At 60.0% G+C, this 18,135-nt stretch carries 15 protein-coding genes; 3 read left to right on the forward strand and 12 right to left on the reverse strand.

Going from position 1 to position 18,135, the window contains the following annotated elements; translation table 11 throughout:
* Positions 1 to 70 precede the first annotated feature (70 nt).
* The 4 genes from ACSOSP_RS25450 to ACSOSP_RS25465 form a co-directional block, all read right to left on the reverse strand.
* The gene (locus tag ACSOSP_RS25450) at positions 71 to 1,615 is read right to left on the reverse strand and encodes a methyl-accepting chemotaxis protein (RefSeq protein ID WP_455313673.1); all 1,545 of its coding nucleotides are present in this window, start codon (positions 1,613 to 1,615) and stop codon (positions 71 to 73) included.
* Positions 1,616 to 1,946: 331 nt separating this feature from the next.
* Positions 1,947 to 3,116, reverse strand: coding sequence for a diguanylate cyclase (locus ACSOSP_RS25455; protein WP_455311107.1), 1,170 nt, complete (start codon positions 3,114 to 3,116; stop codon positions 1,947 to 1,949).
* Positions 3,076 to 3,696, reverse strand: a complete 621-nt coding sequence (locus ACSOSP_RS25460; protein WP_455311108.1) for a hypothetical protein — start codon at positions 3,694 to 3,696, stop codon at positions 3,076 to 3,078. The genes ACSOSP_RS25455 and ACSOSP_RS25460 overlap by 41 nt, the downstream gene beginning before the upstream one ends.
* A gap of 492 nt (positions 3,697 to 4,188) precedes the next feature.
* Positions 4,189 to 5,151, reverse strand: coding sequence for a quinone oxidoreductase family protein (locus tag ACSOSP_RS25465; RefSeq protein ID WP_455311109.1), 963 nt, complete (start codon positions 5,149 to 5,151; stop codon positions 4,189 to 4,191).
* 109 nt (positions 5,152 to 5,260) lie between these two features.
* On the opposite strand from ACSOSP_RS25465, the gene ACSOSP_RS25470 reads away from it, so the two are divergent.
* Positions 5,261 to 5,713 (forward strand): MarR family winged helix-turn-helix transcriptional regulator, encoded by a 453-nt coding sequence (locus ACSOSP_RS25470; RefSeq protein ID WP_455311110.1) that lies wholly within the window; start codon positions 5,261 to 5,263, stop codon positions 5,711 to 5,713.
* Positions 5,714 to 5,763: 50 nt separating this feature from the next.
* On the opposite strand, the gene ACSOSP_RS25475 is transcribed toward ACSOSP_RS25470, so the two are convergent.
* From ACSOSP_RS25475 to ACSOSP_RS25500, 6 genes are all read right to left on the reverse strand, one after another.
* Positions 5,764 to 7,182 carry an MFS transporter gene (locus tag ACSOSP_RS25475; RefSeq protein ID WP_455313674.1) on the reverse strand — a complete coding sequence of 473 codons (1,419 nt, stop codon included), beginning with the start codon at positions 7,180 to 7,182 and terminating at the stop codon, positions 5,764 to 5,766.
* 126 nt (positions 7,183 to 7,308) lie between these two features.
* Positions 7,309 to 8,508: a CaiB/BaiF CoA transferase family protein gene (locus ACSOSP_RS25480; protein ID WP_455311112.1), complete on the reverse strand. Its 1,200-nt coding sequence runs from the start codon at positions 8,506 to 8,508 to the stop codon at positions 7,309 to 7,311.
* Positions 8,505 to 9,434, reverse strand: a complete 930-nt coding sequence (locus tag ACSOSP_RS25485) for a hydroxymethylglutaryl-CoA lyase (RefSeq protein WP_455311113.1) — start codon at positions 9,432 to 9,434, stop codon at positions 8,505 to 8,507. Before ACSOSP_RS25485 ends, ACSOSP_RS25480 begins: the two co-directional genes overlap by 4 nt.
* Positions 9,435 to 9,637: 203 nt before the next feature.
* Complete coding sequence (locus ACSOSP_RS25490; RefSeq protein WP_455311114.1) at positions 9,638 to 10,531, reverse strand: LysR substrate-binding domain-containing protein; 894 nt, start codon at positions 10,529 to 10,531, stop codon at positions 9,638 to 9,640.
* Positions 10,532 to 10,637: 106 nt separating this feature from the next.
* Entirely contained in the window at positions 10,638 to 11,675 is a 1,038-nt protein-coding gene (locus tag ACSOSP_RS25495) for an asparaginase (protein ID WP_455311115.1), read from the reverse strand.
* 5 nt (positions 11,676 to 11,680) lie between these two features.
* Entirely contained in the window at positions 11,681 to 12,772 is a 1,092-nt protein-coding gene (locus tag ACSOSP_RS25500) for a branched-chain amino acid ABC transporter substrate-binding protein (RefSeq protein WP_455313675.1), read from the reverse strand.
* 262 nt (positions 12,773 to 13,034) lie between these two features.
* Here ACSOSP_RS25500 and ACSOSP_RS25505 point away from each other — a divergent pair, with 262 nt between their 5' ends.
* A complete protein-coding gene (locus ACSOSP_RS25505) occupies positions 13,035 to 14,120 on the forward strand; it encodes a GlxA family transcriptional regulator (protein ID WP_455311116.1) in 1,086 nt (361 codons plus the stop codon).
* 73 nt (positions 14,121 to 14,193) lie between these two features.
* On the opposite strand, the gene ACSOSP_RS25510 is transcribed toward ACSOSP_RS25505, so the two are convergent.
* Complete coding sequence (locus ACSOSP_RS25510) at positions 14,194 to 15,123, reverse strand: glycosyl transferase family 90 (RefSeq protein WP_455311118.1); 930 nt, start codon at positions 15,121 to 15,123, stop codon at positions 14,194 to 14,196.
* 519 nt (positions 15,124 to 15,642) lie between these two features.
* A complete protein-coding gene (locus tag ACSOSP_RS25515; RefSeq protein ID WP_455311120.1) occupies positions 15,643 to 16,584 on the reverse strand; it encodes a LysR substrate-binding domain-containing protein in 942 nt (313 codons plus the stop codon).
* A 215-nt stretch (positions 16,585 to 16,799) separates the two neighbouring features.
* Here ACSOSP_RS25515 and ACSOSP_RS25520 point away from each other — a divergent pair, with 215 nt between their 5' ends.
* Positions 16,800 to 18,122: an aspartate aminotransferase family protein gene (locus ACSOSP_RS25520; RefSeq protein ID WP_455311121.1), complete on the forward strand. Its 1,323-nt coding sequence runs from the start codon at positions 16,800 to 16,802 to the stop codon at positions 18,120 to 18,122.
* Positions 18,123 to 18,135 lie beyond the last annotated feature (13 nt).

Here is an 18,135-nt window from a genome sequence, read left to right on the forward strand (position 1 = left end):
TAAATGTCTCTCGCTCGTATTGCACCTGACATTTCCTCGCGTCCTTGTCCGGGTGCGGCCGATCCAGATACTAAACCCGAAACACCGCCACCGCGACATCCAGCTTCGCAGCTTGCTGTTCAAGCGACGCCGCAGCCGCAGCCGCTTCCTCCACCAGCGCCGCGTTCTGCTGCGTCACCTCATCCATCTGCGCGACCGCGCGGTTGATCTGTTCAATACCCCCGGTCTGCTCATTCGATGCCGCGCTGATCTCACTGATGATGTCCGACACCCGCTTCACCGCCGCGACCACTTCGCTCATGGTCTGGCCCGCTTGTGCCGCCAGTACGTTGCCGGCCTCCACCTTGCCCGCCGATGCGTTGATCAGCTCCTTGATCTCTTTCGCGGCCCCGGCGCTGCGTTGCGCGAGGTTGCGCACTTCGCCCGCGACCACCGCAAAACCTCGCCCTTCTTCACCCGCACGCGCGGCTTCCACGGCGGCGTTGAGCGCGAGGATATTCGTCTGGAACGCAATCCCCTCGATCACGCCGATGATGTCCGCAATCCGCGTGGAACTCGTCGCAATGTCATCCATCGTATGCACGACCTTGCCCACGACCGTGCCGCCGCGCACAGCGGTCGCCGATGCATCGACGGCCAGCTCGCTCGCTTGCCGCGCGTTGTCGGCGTTCTGGCGGACAGTGGCCGTCAACTGCTCCATGCTCGACGCTGTCTGCTGCAACGAAGCCGCCTGCTCTTCCGTACGTTGCGACAAATCGATGTTGCCCGCCGCAATCTCACGCGCACCGTGCGAGATCGCGCCGGTACCGCCGCGCACCTGCTGCACCGTCCCTACAAGCCCCTGCTGCATCTTGCCGAGCGCTGCAAACAAGCGGCCCATCTCGTTGTCGCGCGAGGCGTCGATGCTCGCCGTCAGATCGCCCGCCGCAATCTGTTCGAAGTGATGAATCGCCGATTCGATCGGCTTCATCACCGCGGCGCTCAACGCAGCCCGCGCGATGAACCCCAGCAACAGCGCCAACACCGCAACGACCACGGCCGCCGTCGCCATCGTGTGGAACTGGGCTTGCGCCTGCGCATAACGGTCTTGCTGATGCGCAATCTGGAACGCTTCCACCGCGGACATCGCGTGATCGTAGGTGGCATATAAACTGTCCGCCGTCTGAACCTGGAGCGTGCGGAACGTGGTGAAGTCGTTCTGCGCAAGCGCATCGAATTCAAGGTTGAGCGCCTTCGCAATCAACGCGTCGCGCGCGGCCTTGGCGGCTTGCACGAGCGGTTCTTCCTGCGGGTCACGTGGCTTGGCGAGGTACGCATCGAACTCGGCATCGCTTGCTTTCAGAGTCTTGCTCGCGTTGGGCAGCAGGTCGTCGCCCGCCTTGCCGAGCATGAACAGCGTCTCGAAGCTGCCGAGCGCAAGGCGCACTTGCAGCAGCCGCTGCGAACTCGTCTTGAGATGCGTGATGGCGACGGTGTCGGTTGCGACCATCTGCTCCAGCGCCTGGTTGCTCTGGCGCAGACACAAAGCGGCGGCAAGCAGCACCGCCACGAGCGCGAGCGTGTAGCCGGCGATGGTAATCGTGAGGCCGCGGCGAATCGTAAAGTTCTTGAGCATGGTCTTGATCGCGGGCGAACACAGCACCCGTGGTTTTCCTCGGTTGGATCTTTGGCCGGTATCGTTTAGTTTTCTTGAATAAACAGTGGACGATGCCGGTCGCGGCTCGGGCGAGCCAAGCTGATCACCGGAACGGCGACAGGGCTCGTTACGCGATTCTCATGCAGTCCGCGCGATAGCGACATCGGGAAATGTGCGCCTTCAGATTCCGCGTGTTCGTGCCGATAAGCGGGGGATGCTGCGCACAAAGTGGCAGAGAGGCACGCAGAGGGCTCGATCGCGTTTGTTCAATTCCCGCTTGCCGGCGAGACCGGCATCAACACGATCCTGCTCAGCTCGCCTGTGTCGCGAACGCGTAGCCGTTCTTGCCGCTGCGCTTCACCTGGTACATGGTTTCGTCGGCGGCGGTGACGAGTTGATGGAAGTCCCTGACGGGATTTGGAAAGCTCGCTATGCCGATGCTGGCGCTGACAAATCCAATGCCCATCTGTTCATCGGTCTGGAGCACGCAGTCGATCAGGCGCTGTGCCATCGACTCCAGTTCAGCGTTGGTTGAAAACTCGCGGACCAGTACGACGAACTCGTCGCCGCCAAAGCGGGCGACCACATCGGCCAGACGCACGGTCTTGCGAAAACGCTTTGAAACGGCGATCAGGAATTCATCGCCGATGCGATGGCCGAGCGAGTCGTTGACCTGTTTGAACCCATCCAGGTCGATGTAGATCACGGCAATTTTTTGGGGCGTCGGATTGGCCGTTGACCTCGCGGCCGTTTCCGCCAGCGTGGCGAAGAGTTTCCGTCGATTGGGCAGGCCGGTCATTGCGTCGTGCAGCGCCGCATGCTCGAACTTGTGCGACTCGCCCGCCAGTTGGCGCGTGCGCTTTGCAAACATGCCCAAAGCGGTGATCAGCGCGCCGAATACACACGCCGACAACACGATCAACATGCTCGCCACGCGCGCTATGCGCGTGCGCGCGTCGGCGCTGTCCTTGTTGCGCTGCTCCCGCCAGTACACGGATTCCACGGCGAGCAGCGCGTCGGTATCGTCGAGACTGGCGTCGGGAGACAGGGCGGATTGAGGGATGCGCGGCGCCGTCGACGGGCTGGCGTTCACCAGCGCCGCGAGCGACGCGAGGCGGGCAGCGAGGTCATTGCGTGCACGCCGATAATCGCCCGATGGTTCCGGTTGTTCCGGTAGTCCCGGTTGTCCTGAGCTCGCGATGTTGTTGTCGGATTGCCGTTGCCAGACGCGCACCAGATTGCGGGCGCTTTCCGCCCGTTCGATCCCTTCGATCACCAGCCCGCTGTATTCCTGCTTCAGCTGGTCCGAGAAGATTGTCCGGATTTGCAATGCAAGGAACAGCAGGCCTATCAGCAGGCAGAGGACGGAAACGAAGGCGATCGTAGCCGGACCTGGCCCGGAGCGCATCGGCAGGGCAGGTTTGCCGGTGCGCTGCCGCTCACGGATGGGCGTAGATATCCCGCTGGCTTTCGGTGCCATGCTGCCGGTAGCTTACGCGATGAAAAAATGAACCCACGCGGGTGAACACGTTGCCATTGCCATTGGACTTGACGCGCGACACTGGACGGCGATGCTCCACGCTTGCAGAACAATTTGCTCGCAGAGGGCGGGTGACAGCCAGCTTGGGCGTGGCAGGATCAGCGGACTCTGCGTGGCGATCGAACTGCGTGGAAGGCACGGGCGCGCCCGGATCGACGCTGGCGACGGTGACCAGACGGGGAGGAGGGGGCGAAGGGGCCAGGGGCGCCGCGACGTTACCGGACGAAACCGTCGGTTGCATGGCGGGAACGGGTGCTGGCGCCGATACGGAGCCGAGCCAGAGCGTCTGCCGCGCATGTTCCATGGCTTCGGCGTAGGCGTGTTGATCCTGGTTGAACCAGACGCCGTACGCGACCGTACCCATGATTCCGACTGTCAGTGCGCTTGCCGAGGCAATCCACAGCGCAAGCCGGCCGAATCTCACGGGCGTTTGTGAAAACGCAGGGTCGGCGTTGGCGTCAGGATTGAGGTCGGCATCGCTTCCGTCAGTCTCCGATGGCAGCTCAGGAGGTTTGGACATGACAACATTCTCCGATCATTTCGTCTGATATTTCAACGAAATCAATTCATACGATTGTGCGAAACAAGGGGGTGCGAGGCTGCTAAAAGAATGTACCCCCAACGCGTGGAGGTAACCTAATTGCGCAGCAGTTAATGTGCCCACACCGTGCAAGAACACGGCATGCACGCAGCCCTCCGGTTTTTGCATCGCGGCGAGATTTCATGCGTCCAGGAGCGCGCCGGCATCGACCTGAAGCGTGATCCGATTGCCGCGTGAGTGCACTGTTTAGTGGATGTCAGGCAGCTTGGGGCTGAAAATGGTAGGAGCCCGTATTAATGACTCGTTCTTTCTCAGGCGATCCGTTCTATCGTTCGCAACCCGTGCGCGTCGATGGCATCGACGCGGCGCATTGAGCCGGCTGTGTCTGGCCATGGGCTCCCGGTGATCCGCAACGCGGCATCCATCTCGATCTCGTTCCGGGCTTCACGCTCTACCCCGGCCCAACATGCATCACGGTTGAAACCCTGTCGTAAATACCGTGCGTGCCTGGTTTTCATTTGCCCAATGATCCTCGACCTGAGCCAGGGGCACCGGGTTCGTCGCGATCTGGAAGCCGCCGGGGACCGTGGCGTTCAACAAGTGTTCGATCGAACCAAGCAGGCGCGGCAGTGGAATGCTGCCAATCCCGCTGCCCATGAGTTCGATAGCCGATGATCGAAGCACCGCGCCGGGAAGCGTGATGGATGCCTCGCTCATGGCGCCAATCTGAACAAACCGGAGCGGCGCCGCCTCCGGCGAAGCTTTGGCGCCGGCCGCCAGCAACAGCTCTGCGCTTTGCCCCCAAAGATAGTCGAGCACCACGCCAATACCCTGCTTGAACTGCTGCTGGAACGCGCTGTCGAGTGCATCGTTGTCTTGCGTGAGACTGATCGTCTCGTCAGCACCCAGCGCTTTCAGGGACTGCAGCGTTGCCGCATTTCTCCCGGTCGCAATGATCGTGCCTGCGCCCAGATACTTGGCGATCTGCACGGCGAGCCGGCCCGACACGCCTGTTGCACCATTGATCAGTATCGTCTCTCCCTTCACCAACTTTGCGCGTTCAGTCAAAGCCGCCCATGACGACATGCCCGGAATGGCGATAGCCGCAGCGCTCACCTCATCCAGCGCCGCCGGCAAGGGAATGCAATGCGCCTTCTTGACGATGCAATGCTCCGCCATGCCGCCGAAGGGCGCTTCAGGCATCACGAAATAGACGCGCGTGCCGTCTTCAAGCACGCCGGTGCCGTCGACCCCGGGCACGAAAGGGATCTTCGCCGCGGAGCTATAGTGCTTGCCCGATGCCCGGCTCTTGGTGACATGGCTCAGCGCGGATGCTACAACCGCGATACGGACTACGCCTTCGGTGACGGCCGGCTCCGTGAAGTCGGCATATACCGGCGTCGCGCCGGCTGCTTTGACGAGTGCTGCTTTCATGGTTGCTCTCCTTTGCCAAGTATCCGAGCGTACGCTTCATCCAGGATTGGATCATCGAATATATGTGTACTATACACATATCTGGGCACTGACAAGGAATTGAATCGCGATGGGGAAAGAAATCCGCGAGTTGCGGGAAGCACTATTGGACCTGACAGGTGTGCTCAACCGGCCGCAGCCCGATGCTGCGCTTATTGAGGCGGCAGGCGTCGATCTGGATCGTGCGCTTTTTCCGCTGCTGGCAAGGGTTGCCCGGCTGGGACCGCTTGGTATTGTCGAACTCGCGGAACTTGCGGGACGTGACTACAGCACGGTCAGCAGGCAGATCGCCAAACTGGAAAGCCTCGGACTTGTCTCGCGGTGTCCAAGCCCGGACGACGGCCGAATTCGTGCGGCCGTCATTACGGAACAGGGGCGGGTCATGACGGATGCGCTGGACACGGCGCGTCAGAGAATCATCGAAGAATTGCTTGCCGGCTGGGAAGCAAAGGAAGTGGGCGAGCTTGCCCGTCTGCTTCGAAAGTTTGCGGATGATGCGCTTGGCTGGGTCAAGACGCTTTAAACGGGACTGCGCCTGACCGGGCGAAGTCCGCCTCATCATGAGTGAAGTGCTCAGGTGGATATATCCTCAAGCGCAACGTTTCGGGTCTTCGGTCCCAGTATCGCGATCGCGCAAATCACCACGATCATTGCGCCGGAGATAAACGCGAACACCCCGTTCACGCCAAACTCCCTGAGGCACCAGGCGATCACGAAAGCGGAAAACATCGCCGAGATCCGGCTCCATGAATAGACAAAGCCGACGGCCCGCGCCCGGATGCTGGTCGGGAACAATTCGGCCTGGTACGCGTGGTAACTGAACGAGATGATGTTGCCGGCAAGAACCAGGCATACGCCCAGGCTGACCAGCATGACGGTTTCGCGCGCCTGGCTGAACATCAGGCCGCACGCTACATTGACCGCCGCCATCACAATGATCACGGTCTTGCGCTCGAATCTGTCCGCGACCAGCATGCCCAGCAGCGGACCCAGGGGCGCCGCAATGGCGATGATCGATGCATACATCAGGCTGCTGGTGACCGTCACGCCCTGCTTGATCAGCAAGGTGGGAATCCAGTTGGCGAACCCGTAGTAACCCATTGTCTGGAAGACGTGAAAAATGATGAGCATTGCTACGCGTTTTCGATAAGGCGCCACTAGCAGGTCCCTGAATGACGCACGAGCTCTCACCGGTTCGGGCAGTGCGGGAGTGGGCAGCGGCTTTCCGTATTCTTTCTCGACGCGCGCTTCAATGCGTGTCATGACGGCATCGGCTTCATCCAGGCGCCCTTGTTGGGCGAGCCAGCGCGGACTCTCGGGAAGCCGCCGGCGTACCCACCATACGACCATCGCGCCAACCACCCCGGTGAAGACGACACAACGCCAGCCGTCGATACCGAACACCTGGCGAGGCACGAGCAGGTAAGACAGAAACGCGACGACGGGAACCGCGCAGAAACCGATCGCCTGCGAGCATGCCGATGCTCGACCGCGAATGTGCTTGGGAACGAGCTCCGAGATATACGTCCCAATGGTGACTATCTCCACGCCGATTCCAACGCCTGCTATAAATCGCCACAGATTCAATCCGAAGGCGGTGTCCTGACATGCCATGACGATGTTCGCCGCGGTGTACCAGAGCAGCGAGTAGGTAAAGATCGCGCGGCGGCCGAATTTATCGGCGAGAAAGCCACATGCTGCCGTTCCTATGAAAAGACCGGCGAACAGCGCCGCGATAAAACTCGCCACTCCGCTTGTCCCAAGCAATCCATGCGTGGTCGAAGTCAGGATGCCGCTCTTGACCAGGCCTGGGGCGATATAACCCGAAAACATCAGGTCGAATACTTCGAAGAACAGGCCGAGACTCAACAGCATGACGAGTTGCCAGATGGTTCTTGTTGCGGGCAACCGGTCCAGCCGCGCCGAGATCCGCGCGGCGCCCAGTGCAACTTCATTCACCGCGGATTCGGGCTGGGTGGATGCATCCGGCATTGCACCGGGATGGGCAACGGCGGCAGAAAAAACAGCATGATTCGACGATTCCATCGCCTGTCTCCATGAGTTCCGGTCTTGCGCCGGCTCGGGTAATATTCGGGACTTCTTATGTTCTCAGGCGGCTTACGAGTGCCCGGCGGAGGTGAGACCATCGATCTGTGTTTCACCGTAGCCAAGTTCACGCAACACCTCGACCGTGTGCTCGCCGACCTTCGCAATCGGTTGACGCGGCTGCAAGCGCTCACCATTCATGGAGATCGGCAGAAGCGGCATGGCCGTATCGGTTCCATCGTCGAGCGTCAGCGTTGCAAGGCCGCCGCTTTCGATCAAATGCTTGTCGTCGAACAGGTCTTCGGGCTTGGTGATCGATGCAAATGGAATATGACTGCGTTCGAACTGCGGCGTCAGCGCTGAGCCTTCGAGCCGGCTCAACGTTTCGCCCAGCGTTTGCAAAAGCCATGGGCGCACCACCACGCGATCATTGTTGGTCGCGAGCCGCGGGTCCGCGAGCAAATCGGGTCTATCGAGAATGGCGCACAGGGCACGCCATTGGGTGTCTCCCGTTGCCGCAATGAACATCTGCTCGCCTCCGGCAAGCGTGAAGACGTCGTACACCGCCCATGCGCTGATGCGTTCAGGCATGGGGGCGGCGGCGACGCCGGTCGCGGCGAACTGCTGCATATGTTGGGCCGAGAGCAGCACGCAATTCTCGAACAGCGCGCTTTGCACTTCCTTGCCGATGCCGCTCGACTTGCGTTCGAAGAGCGCTGCAAGCACACCGATCGCGCCGAACATGCCGCCCATGATGTCGTTCACGGAGCTGCCTGCGCGTAGCGGCCGGCCGACCGGTCCCGTCATGTAGGCGAGCCCCGCCATCATCTGCACGACTTCATCGAGGGCGAGCCGATGTTCGTACGGTCCCTTGAGAAAGCCCTTGTGCGACACATAAATCAGGCCGGGGTCCCGCGCTTTCAAACTCTCGTAGTCCAGACCCAGCGATGCCATGCGGCCAGGCTTGAAGTTTTCGATAAAGACATCGGCCGTATCGACCAGCTTGTGAAGCGCATCGAGACCCGCTTCGGTGTCGAGGTCCAGCGCGATGCTCTTCTTGTTGCGGTTAAAGGTGCGGAAGAAACCGGCGCCGGTGCCAAGCAGGCGCCGCGTGCCGTCGCCGCGTGGCGGCTCGACCTTGATGACTTCAGCACCAAGGTCTCCCAGGATCATGCCGCAGGTCGGTCCCATCACCATGTGCGACAGTTCGACCACGCGAATGCCTGACAGCGGCAGGGCGCTGGTTTGTGCGGAAGACGTAGAGGGGTTCATCGGGTGACCTTTGATTCGTGGAATTGCGAGGGAACACCCGCGCGGGCGAGGTATCCATGGAGCGCTTCACCGGGCAGCGCTTGTTCGAGCACGCTGCGCGAAGCAATCAGCTTTTCTATATCGACGCCTGTCTCGTAGCCCATGCTTTGCAGCATGAAGACAAGGTCTTCGGTGTTGACATTACCGGTAGCGCCCGGGGCGTGGGGACATCCTCCGAGTCCGGCCAGCGACGAATCGAACTCGCGGATGCCGTGCTGAAGGGCGATGAGCGTGTTGGCGAGGCCAAGGCCGCGCGTGTCATGGAAGTGCACGGAGCGCAGTGCGTGGCCCGCAATGCCACGGACCAGGTCGATGATTTCGCCCACCTGCCGAGGGGTGGCCTGACCGGTGGTGTCGCCCAGTGCGATGACGTCGGCGCCTGCCTCGAGTGCTTGCCGTGCGATGTTGCCGATGTCTTCATAAGGCACGTGGCCTTGCAACGTGCAGCCAAATACGGTGGACAGTCCCGCAATGGTCTCGGCATGGCCCTTGGCGAGCGAACACATCTCGGCAAACGCGCCAAGCATCTCTGCGGGGGGCTTGCGCACGTTGGCGAGGCTGTGGGCGGTACTGACCGATATCGGTGCGACTATCCTGTGGACACCGGATTCGATCGCGCGCTGCGCACCCTTCACGTTTGGAACCAGCGCGGTCACCACGAGGCCCTCAAGGGTCAGCGCGTGGGCAATCACCGCTTGGGCATCCGCCATTTGCGGCAGCAGTTTCGCCGGCACGAAGGACGCCACCTCCATGCTACGGATGCCGGCTTCCCAGGCAGCGTCGATCCAGCGCTTCTTGTCGTCGGTCGACATGATCCGCGAGATGCTTTGCAGGCCGTCGCGCATGCCGACCTCGGTGACGATCACGCGTTCGGTAGGGTGGTTCATCGCTTCTCGACTCATGATGACAAAGTTGAGTTGAAGCGTGACGGGCCGGATCCGCGCTGAAAAGACGCTTTTGGCGATGCAGTCCATCTTGCCCCGCGATGGCTGTTGACGGTTGCGTGGCGGGACGAAATGTCTGAAAAGGGAAAACCATTAAGGGCTTATGGGGAGCGGTGTGATGCGGAGGTACATAAAAAAGCGGAGCGTCAGCGCGTTGCCATGAGGTGCTCTATCAGTCGCGCTGCGGGCAGCGTCAAGGCCGCGCGATCACGCACGCAAATGACGAAGTGCCTTTCGGCCCAGGCTTCGGCCAGCGGAATCACGGCGAGTCCGTACTGTTCCCGGGCCTGAGGGCTAACGGCTTCGCGAGGCAGGATCGCCACGGCGAGTCCTGTCTGGATGAATCTATACGCTGCATCGAATGTCGAAACGTACGCCCGGTAGCTAAGCTCTCGACCCTTCTCCGCGGCAATGCGCTGCATCAGGGCGTTCACGGATGCATTCGACGATAGTCCAAGGTGGTTCAGGTCGAGCGTCTGCACGAAGCTGATGTCCGGCGCTCCCGCCAGCGGATGATCCTTCGGCACCACCAGGGCAAGATGGTCCGAGCGGTACGTCGTCACGTCGAGTTCGCGGGTGGCGATGAAATCGCGGCAGATACCAATATCGGCCGCGCCCTCTTCCAGTCCCCGGACGATGTCAACGCTCGTACGCTCTTCAACGTCGACGCGCACACTCGGGTTCGCTTTCAGGAATCTCGAGAGCGCTTCAGGAAGAAACTCAACCATCGACGACACGTTCGCCAGCACGCGCACATGTCCGCGGCCGCCGGCGGCGTATTCACTCAGCTCCGCCTGCAGGCGCTCATGATCAAGCATGATGAGACGCGCGTGCTTAAGCAGCGCCTCGCCCGCTGCGGTCGGCCGGACGCCGCGCTGGCTGCGTGACAGCAAGGCGGTTTCGACCAATGTTTCCAGGTCCGCTAAGCGCTTGCTGACAGCCGACGGCGCGATAAATTCGCGCTCGGCGGCGCGTGCGATCGTCCCTTCTTCACATACCGCGATGAAAAGTCGAAGACTGATTTGGTCGATTTGCCACATGGTTGCGCGCCGGGAGTCAAGGCGCACAGTTTGCACCAGCCTGAGCGTATTGACCGCTGGGATGTACCCGATCCGCCGGCGCCTAGAGTCCGGCACATAGCACCAGTCAATACGTTAGGAAGGCACTCTGAAGTTTGCGTGTGCACGGCTCTCCGGTGAGCGCCAGCATCATCAGGATGCGCGCTTTGTGGGGCACCTGATCGTCCGTTACCAGCCAGTCGTAGCGGTCATCGGGCTGCGCGGCGTTACGGATGACGACACCGCTTCCCGTGCGCGAACCCCGGACAACGTGAACGCCACGCAATCTCGCGTCAACCAGCGAGGCGACTACCGAGGTCGCCACGTTGCCGTTGCCGGTCGCCGCATAGATGAGCGCCTTCACACCTGAGTCGAGCATGGCGTGCACCATCGCGTCGTTCATGCCGCCGTGCGCGTAGAGGATACCGACCTCCGGCAGCGCGTCGATTTCATCGATCGACCATTCGCTTTGCACCGTATGCCGACGCGCGGGAAGTCGATAAAAGACCGGCTTGCCTTCAACGATATATCCGAGAGGACCGTAGGGCGAGGTGAACGCCTCCTGCTTGAACGTATTGGTCTTCGCAACATCACGCGCGGTGTGGATCTCATCGTTTGCAACGACCAGCGTGCCCTTGCCGTGGGCCAACGAACTCGCCGCCACGACGATCGCGTTGTAGAGGTTCAGCGGCCCGTCCGAACTGAGTGCGGAGGGCGGACGCATCGCGCCCACCACGACTACCGGCTTCGTGCTTTTGAGCGTCAGATGCAGGAAATAAGCGGTTTCATCGATTGTATCGGTGCCGTGCGTGACGACAACGCCGTCCACGTCATCACGTTTGAGCAGCGATGAAATCCGCTTGCCCAACTGCAGCAGTTGCCTGCTGCCGAAGTTCTCCGAGCCGCATTGAAATAGCTGCTCGGCGCTGATGTCGGCAACCGATGCCGCAGCGGGCAGATCCGCCAGTATCTGCTCGATGGACACCACGGAGCAGTCATACGCCGATGTGTTGACCGGCGATGCGCCACGGCCTGCGATCGTGCCGCCGGTGCCGATGAGTACGACCCGCGCTTTCGGCGGGACGTTTAGGCGGACTACGCTAGCCCCATGAACAAGGACGTTCATGTGCTCTACATCTTCACGACGGTGAGCAGCGTCTGCTTGCCGCGTTTGTAGTCATACAGCGAGATCGCGCCTTGCTTCAGATCGCCGTGCGCGTCGAACTGCGTGCGGCCCAGCACGCCGACGAAATTTGCGCTCGGCATCGCTGCAAGGATGTCCGGCGCCTTGGTCGAGTTCGCGCGCTTCATAGCGTCGACGATGATATACACCGCGTCGTAGGCGAACGGCGCGTTGAGCTGCACGTGCTGATGAAAGCGTGCTTCGTAGCGTTGCTCGAAAGCGGGGCCGTTCGGCATTTCCTGAAGCGGCATGCCGGCGATCGAGCACACGACGTTGTCCGCGGCATCGCCGGCCAGTTTCGCCAGTGAATCGGCACACAGGCCGTCACCACCCAGCACGGGCGCTGCAATGGCGAGCTGTCGCGCCTGCTTCGCGAACGGACCGCCCGTGGCGTCCATGCCTCCGTACATGATGATGTCCGGATGCTCGCCCTTGATCTTGGTGAGAATCGAGCGGAAGTCGACGGCCTTGTCGTTGGTGGCATCGTGCGAGAGCACGGTCAGCCCGTCCGCCTTCGCCTGCTTCTCAAACTCGTTGGCGAGCCCCTGGCCGTACGCAGTCGCGTCGTCGACGATCGCCACCGACTTGGCTCCCAGCGTCTTCTTCGCATAGTCGGCCAGCGCAGGACCCTGCTGAGCGTCGGTTGCGACAACCCGGTAAGCGGTCTTGAAGCCTTGTTGCGTATAAGCCGGGTTGGTCGCTGAAGGAGAGACTTCGACCACGCCTGCATCGCTGTAGATCTTCGACGCGGGGATCGTGGTCCCCGAATTCATGTGTCCGACCACGGCGACAACTTGATCGTCGACCATCTTCTGCGCCACTTGCGTGCCCTGGCGCGGGTCCGACGCGTCGTCTTGCGCATCCAGCTCAAGCGTCACCTTATGGCCGCCGATCACCAGCCCCTTCGCGTTGATTTCCTCCACCGCCAGGCGGGCGCCGTTCTCCGTGTCCTTGCCCCACTCGGCATTGGCGCCCGTCAACGGCGCGGCATGGCCAATTTTGACAACTTCGTCTGCAAACGCGCTGGCCGAGCCAAGCATGATCAGACCCACTCCGATATTGGCGCATAGCGCGCCGTGAAATCTAGCCGACATGAGACTCTCCTGGTTATGCAGCTTGCTGGACGATGGTGCACCGGCACTCGTGAGCGATCGATCGGGGACAGGTGACAGGAGCGACTTTAGAGACGACAAAATGGCCGGCATTGCATCGACTCGTAAAAAAATAGAAGAAACGCGACATGGCGGGCAAGCGCATTTTTTGGCTTATATACTTGGCTCACCAACGTCTTGCGGGAACGTCATGGCACGCGAAAACACCCTGGCCGATGCCGGGGAACCGTCCCTTGGCCGGGACCTCGTCGATCGGCTCGATCGCGCCAGCGTGAAGCGAGAGGGCATTGCGTCGCGCTCGGGGGCGGAGCTCAACATCGGATTTCTTCTCTGGCCCACCTTCCCGCTGCTTTCGCTGGCGGGCTTCTGTGATGCGTTGCGCCATGCCGCCGATCTCGGCGACCAGAGCCGTCCGCTCAGATGCGCATGGACGCTGCTCGGCATGGCCGATGAAACCGTGGAAGCGAGTTGCGGAGTGGCAGTGCCCGTGCACGCGGTGCAGGGGTCGCCGCGGCAATTCGATTACCTCGTGGTGATCGGCGGCCTTCTGCCGAAACTTGAACAGGTCGACCGGCGCTACTGGGACTATCTGCGCGAGGCCGACGCCGAAGGCGTACCGCTGATCGGCATGTGCACCGGCAGTTTCTTGCTCGCAAAAGCAGGCTTGATGCGGGACCGGGTTGCGTGCGTTCACGCGTTCCATCTGGAGGACTACAAGACGATGTTCCCGGACTTGCGGGTCATCGCCAATGCAGACTATCTGATCGACGGCAACCGGATCACGTGCGCCGGCGGCGTGTCCGTCCTCGAGTTGGCAACGCGTTTGATCAGCTTGCATTGCGGCTCGGACAGGGCGTCCAAGGTGATTCATCAAATGACAGTCAGCCGTCACGGCGGCACGTCGTTCGTGGAGCGGCGCAAGGCGCTGGGCTATCTGGCAGTCGGCGATCTGCTCGTACGGCATGCTGTCGTGCTGATGGAAGAAAACCTGGAGGCGCCGCTCAACGTCACGGTGATTGCGAAGATGACCGGGACAAGCGTCAGGCAACTCGAACGAAACTTCCTGACTGAGATGGGGATGTCCCCCAAGGAGTTTTACCGGACGATGCGGCTTCGATACGCGCGCTGGCTACTGCTCAATACAGAAAAACGCATCACGGTAATCGCCTATGAATGCGGTTTTGCCGACTCCGCGCATTTCATCCGCGGCTTCAAGGAAGTCTATGGCGTGACACCCGGCAGGCTCAGGGCATCACTGGAGGAACGCTTGTCCTGACGCGCGGAGCATGCATGGTGCAGACATACGGCGCAGACATGCGTGGAACATGTCTGCGCCATGACAGGACCTCTCACTGACCGGAAAGATCGAAATATTTTCTGAGAACCAGCAGCGAAATAAGCTTTTCCCGTCGCGTGTCAAGGAATTGCATGGCGTACTGATTGGCGTTTTTGATTATCGCCATCGCCTTATCCGTATGCTTGGTGTAATAATTTATTTTCTCTTCCAGATCGGAAAATTCGTCGTCCAGAAGCACGTAGTGGTGGTCCGGGATCAGGGAACCTTCCATGAACCAGCTTTCCACCCGCGGCTTGCGCATGAAGCAAACGGAATTTGAAAGCATGATCCATTTCAAGTTGGTTGCGACGTCATTACCTTCCAGACTGATCACGAACTTGTATTTCAGCTGATCAGCAATACTCATATAAGGTCGATGACCGTGCTGACCTATTCTGGCGTCGTCAGTGTCGCCAATATCGGCTATTGGTGAACCGTGATATTTGGCGACAAATTCTTTTCTATGCTCCTGGTAGCACGCACCTCTAAAAACGGCCATGTTGAGTTTGCTTTCGAATGGCCGAGTATCTTCAATGAAATTGAAGTGCCTTATTTTGTCCAGCTTCATTATGACCGAATTTTCATTGGCTTCGGTGAGTGGCCTGGTTTTAAGAAGCGTCGGTTCGCCCACCGCTTCTTTAATATCCGTGAAAACATAGTTGAATTTTACCGAGCGTGCGAAGTATCGGGAAATTTCTTTGAAATCATAGTAGTAGGCGCTGGGATTGCCGCGCAAAGGCAGCTTGCTGCTCCGGCTGGCCGTTTCGTTCAGGACAAATTGGCGATCCAGCTTATTATAATAATTGGCGCGCGAGCGAATATAGTTCCATTGCTGCTCGTCCAGATTCCTGAACATGCGGTCATATCTTTTTTCAAAAATCAGTGATGGAAAAAGATCGAAAATAACATTTTTTGCGTAAAATTTTAATTTTCTGGCATGCATAAATCTGACTCAATCTTGTAATGGGGTGCTAAAAATTTAACGAAAAATGGTGTGAAGCTTTTGCGGGGCAAGGCGACCGTCATTCTTCAAGAAACTCATCACCTTTGGGTCATACTGAAATACTCTGCGGCAGTTGCTTTGCAGTTTTACGTTGCAGCCGGTACTCTTAAAAGCGGATTGCAGGACAGCACTACATTGAACGGGCGGAGCAGTTGTTGCATGGAGCGAAACACACGGACAGGCGCTAGTGTACCTGCTAGCACTTTCGCGACAATATAGTCAACCGTTTTTGAGCCTCGAAGGCAGAGGCCGAATCGTTGCGACTACTGACGTATCCCGACCCGCTGCAACCGTTCTGCAGCGTGGAAGCTAACGTTTGCGAAGCTCGGTGAGTGATCAGCCATGCTAACTACTTCTCTCAAGCGATGAGACTGGTCAACGACGGCGGGGCGAACCGTCCAGGTGATCGATCGCTTGCTTGCAAATGCGAAGGGGCTACCAGGCAGCGATCTCACCTAATCACGTTCCACCCAATTTCGACGTCAGGTTGGCTGCTGTAAATGCGGAGCGCAACCACGTCTCGAACGTTGCCGCTGCTTGTGAGCTGGTTTTATAGCCTCTCGGTCGAACCAGGTAATAGGACGTCACTTCTATGCTGAACTGAGCGTCATTGAAAGGCGCAACAAGCCGTCCGTCATTCAATTCTTCCGCGGCCAGAAGCTCGCTTTCGAGCACGACGCCGAGCCCATCGACTGCAGCCTCGATCGCCATGACCGAGCGATCGAGCCAGAGTTCGTTGTCCGGCCGGACGTCCTCGCCACAGACGCGCCGCAAGTACTCCGACCACGTCAGCCCATTGGACGAGTGGATCAAGGTCGCACGCAAAAGGTCCTGTGGCGTGCGCAGCGCGAGCGTGGCCGCCAGGGCGGGGCTGCACAACGGGCGCAGCCGCTCCAGCAGCAAGGGCTCTACATCGTGTTTTGCAGTATTCGGATGCCCATAGGCAATCGCAATATCGAATCGGGTTGTCTCGAGGTCATCGTGATCTGAAAGCGTTGACAACCGGATCCTGACCTCCGGATTGGCGCGCAGGAATTCCGGGAGCCTGGGTTGCAGCCACTTGGCGGCGAAACTCGGACCCGATGCGACCACCAGGTAACCACGCTGCGACTGCGGCGCGACCAGATTGGTGGCTTCGGCGATCACACCGAATGCGCGTTCAAGTTCGCGGGCGTAGGTGCGCCCCGCAGCCGTCAGGGCAGCTCGCCCCGGATGCCGTTGAAACAACGGCACGCCGAGAAAATCCTCGAGTTGCTGGATGTGATGACTGACCGCAGACGGTGTGACCGCAAGCTCTTCTGCGCCAAGCGCAAAGCTTCCCCGTCGTGCCGCGGCCTCGAACGCAAGGAGTGCTTTGAGCGGCGGCAAGCGGGATTTGGTCGGGCTTCTAGTTGAGCTCATTTGAGGGGGTGCTGAGTTATATGCGTTGGCGCTGACATTTTCGCCTGCCTATGATCTTTTCTGACGGCCGCCAGCCGAAGCAAGCGTTATGCCAAATAGTGTACGTGGACAAGCATGGCGCGGTGGCGGTCGTTCGATGATGTCATGCAACCCAGGTTCTGCGGCCAGCGATCAGATCCGGCCGACAACCCGCCAACGAGCCAACGGAGTGAACGATGAAAGAAGGACTTCTGCAAGCATCCAGGGACTACTTGGTCAGATACGGCGGCGACGCTTTCCCGAACCTGTTCACGTCTGCCAAGGGCACTATCGTAAAGGATAGCAATGGACGCGAGTACCTGGACTTCACGTCAGGGCAGATGTGCGCCACGATCGGGCACAACCATCCTGCGATTGTCGAAGCCGTCCACCGCGCGGGCGAGAAGGCCTTCCACATGTTCAGCGGCATGATCCCCGAGGTCGTCGCCGAACTCGGGCAGACGCTTGCACGCGACTGGCTGCCCGGCGACCTCAAGAAGACGATCTTCATCAATACCGGTTCCGAGGCCACCGAGGTCGCGCTGCGCATGGCCAAGATGTATACCGACGGCTATGAAGTCCTGGCGCTCGGCGGCTCGTGGCATGGCATCACCGGCGGCGCGAGCACCGTGTCCTTCGCGAGCGACCGCAAGGGCTATGGCGTTCCCGCACCCGGCGTTTTCCTGATTCCGGAGCCGAATTCGTATCGCCCGTACATTCAGGCGGCGACGCCGGAAGAAGCGGCGCTCGCAAACCTGAACCTCGCGTTGAAGATGTTCGACATGCAGTCGAGCGGTCGCGGTGCCGCGATCATTGTCGAGCCCGTCATTAGCGCAGGCGGCGTTCTCGTGCCACCGAAGTCGTTCATGCAGGCACTCAGAAAGGCGGCGGACGATCGAGGCATGCTGCTCATTTTCGATGAAGCGCAAACCGCGTTTGGCCGGATCGGAACGCGTACCGGATCCGAATTCTTCGGGGTCGTCCCCGACATCATGACCATGTCGAAAACGCTCGGCGGCGGGTTGCCGCTTGCCGCGGTATCGACCACCGCAAAGATCGAAGAAGTCCTCCACCAGAAGCACTTCACGTTTTACACCAGTCACGTTTCGGACCCGCTCACAGCGGAAGTTGGACTGGCGGTGTTGAAGGTGATCAAGGAAGAGAACCTCATTGCGCGTGCGAATGAAATGGGGGGCTACCTGCGCCGCCGCTTCGAAGAATTGCAGCAGCGCTATGAGGTGATCGGCGACATTCGGGGCGCAGGCCTCCTGCTTGGCGTCGAGCTGGTGACCGACCGGGCATCGCGCAATCCGGCTCATGAGCTTGGCGCAATGACGACCCGGAAATGCTTTGAGAACGGTCTGAGCATGAACATTCGCCGTCGTCCGGAACGCGGCTCGGTGTGGCGCATTGCGCCTCCGCTGACGGTTTCAACGGACGAGATCGACCGCGCGGTGGACATTCTCGACAAGGCACTACGCGACAGTCTCGACGAAACAGCGGTAGCGAAAGCCGCCTGAAATTGGGTGTGAG

Source organism: Caballeronia sp. KNU42 (assembly GCF_053760385.1).

Bases quoted from the DNA above. Each gene is read 5' to 3' on its own strand.
- ACSOSP_RS25450 (WP_455313673.1), bottom strand. From the start codon at position 1,615: ATGCTCAAGAACTTTACGATTCGCCGCGGCCTCACGATTACCATCGCC.
- ACSOSP_RS25455 (WP_455311107.1), bottom strand. From the start codon at position 3,116: ATGGCACCGAAAGCCAGCGGGATATCTACGCCCATCCGTGAGCGGCAG.
- ACSOSP_RS25460 (WP_455311108.1), bottom strand. From the start codon at position 3,696: ATGTCCAAACCTCCTGAGCTGCCATCGGAGACTGACGGAAGCGATGCC.
- ACSOSP_RS25465 (WP_455311109.1), bottom strand. From the start codon at position 5,151: ATGAAAGCAGCACTCGTCAAAGCAGCCGGCGCGACGCCGGTATATGCC.
- ACSOSP_RS25470 (WP_455311110.1), top strand. From the start codon at position 5,261: ATGGGGAAAGAAATCCGCGAGTTGCGGGAAGCACTATTGGACCTGACA.
- ACSOSP_RS25475 (WP_455313674.1), bottom strand. From the start codon at position 7,182: ATGCCGGATGCATCCACCCAGCCCGAATCCGCGGTGAATGAAGTTGCA.
- ACSOSP_RS25480 (WP_455311112.1), bottom strand. From the start codon at position 8,508: ATGAACCCCTCTACGTCTTCCGCACAAACCAGCGCCCTGCCGCTGTCA.
- ACSOSP_RS25485 (WP_455311113.1), bottom strand. From the start codon at position 9,434: ATGAACCACCCTACCGAACGCGTGATCGTCACCGAGGTCGGCATGCGC.
- ACSOSP_RS25490 (WP_455311114.1), bottom strand. From the start codon at position 10,531: ATGTGGCAAATCGACCAAATCAGTCTTCGACTTTTCATCGCGGTATGT.
- ACSOSP_RS25495 (WP_455311115.1), bottom strand. From the start codon at position 11,675: ATGAACGTCCTTGTTCATGGGGCTAGCGTAGTCCGCCTAAACGTCCCG.
- ACSOSP_RS25500 (WP_455313675.1), bottom strand. From the start codon at position 12,772: ATGCTTGGCTCGGCCAGCGCGTTTGCAGACGAAGTTGTCAAAATTGGC.
- ACSOSP_RS25505 (WP_455311116.1), top strand. From the start codon at position 13,035: ATGGCACGCGAAAACACCCTGGCCGATGCCGGGGAACCGTCCCTTGGC.
- ACSOSP_RS25510 (WP_455311118.1), bottom strand. From the start codon at position 15,123: ATGCATGCCAGAAAATTAAAATTTTACGCAAAAAATGTTATTTTCGAT.
- ACSOSP_RS25515 (WP_455311120.1), bottom strand. From the start codon at position 16,584: ATGAGCTCAACTAGAAGCCCGACCAAATCCCGCTTGCCGCCGCTCAAA.
- ACSOSP_RS25520 (WP_455311121.1), top strand. From the start codon at position 16,800: ATGAAAGAAGGACTTCTGCAAGCATCCAGGGACTACTTGGTCAGATAC.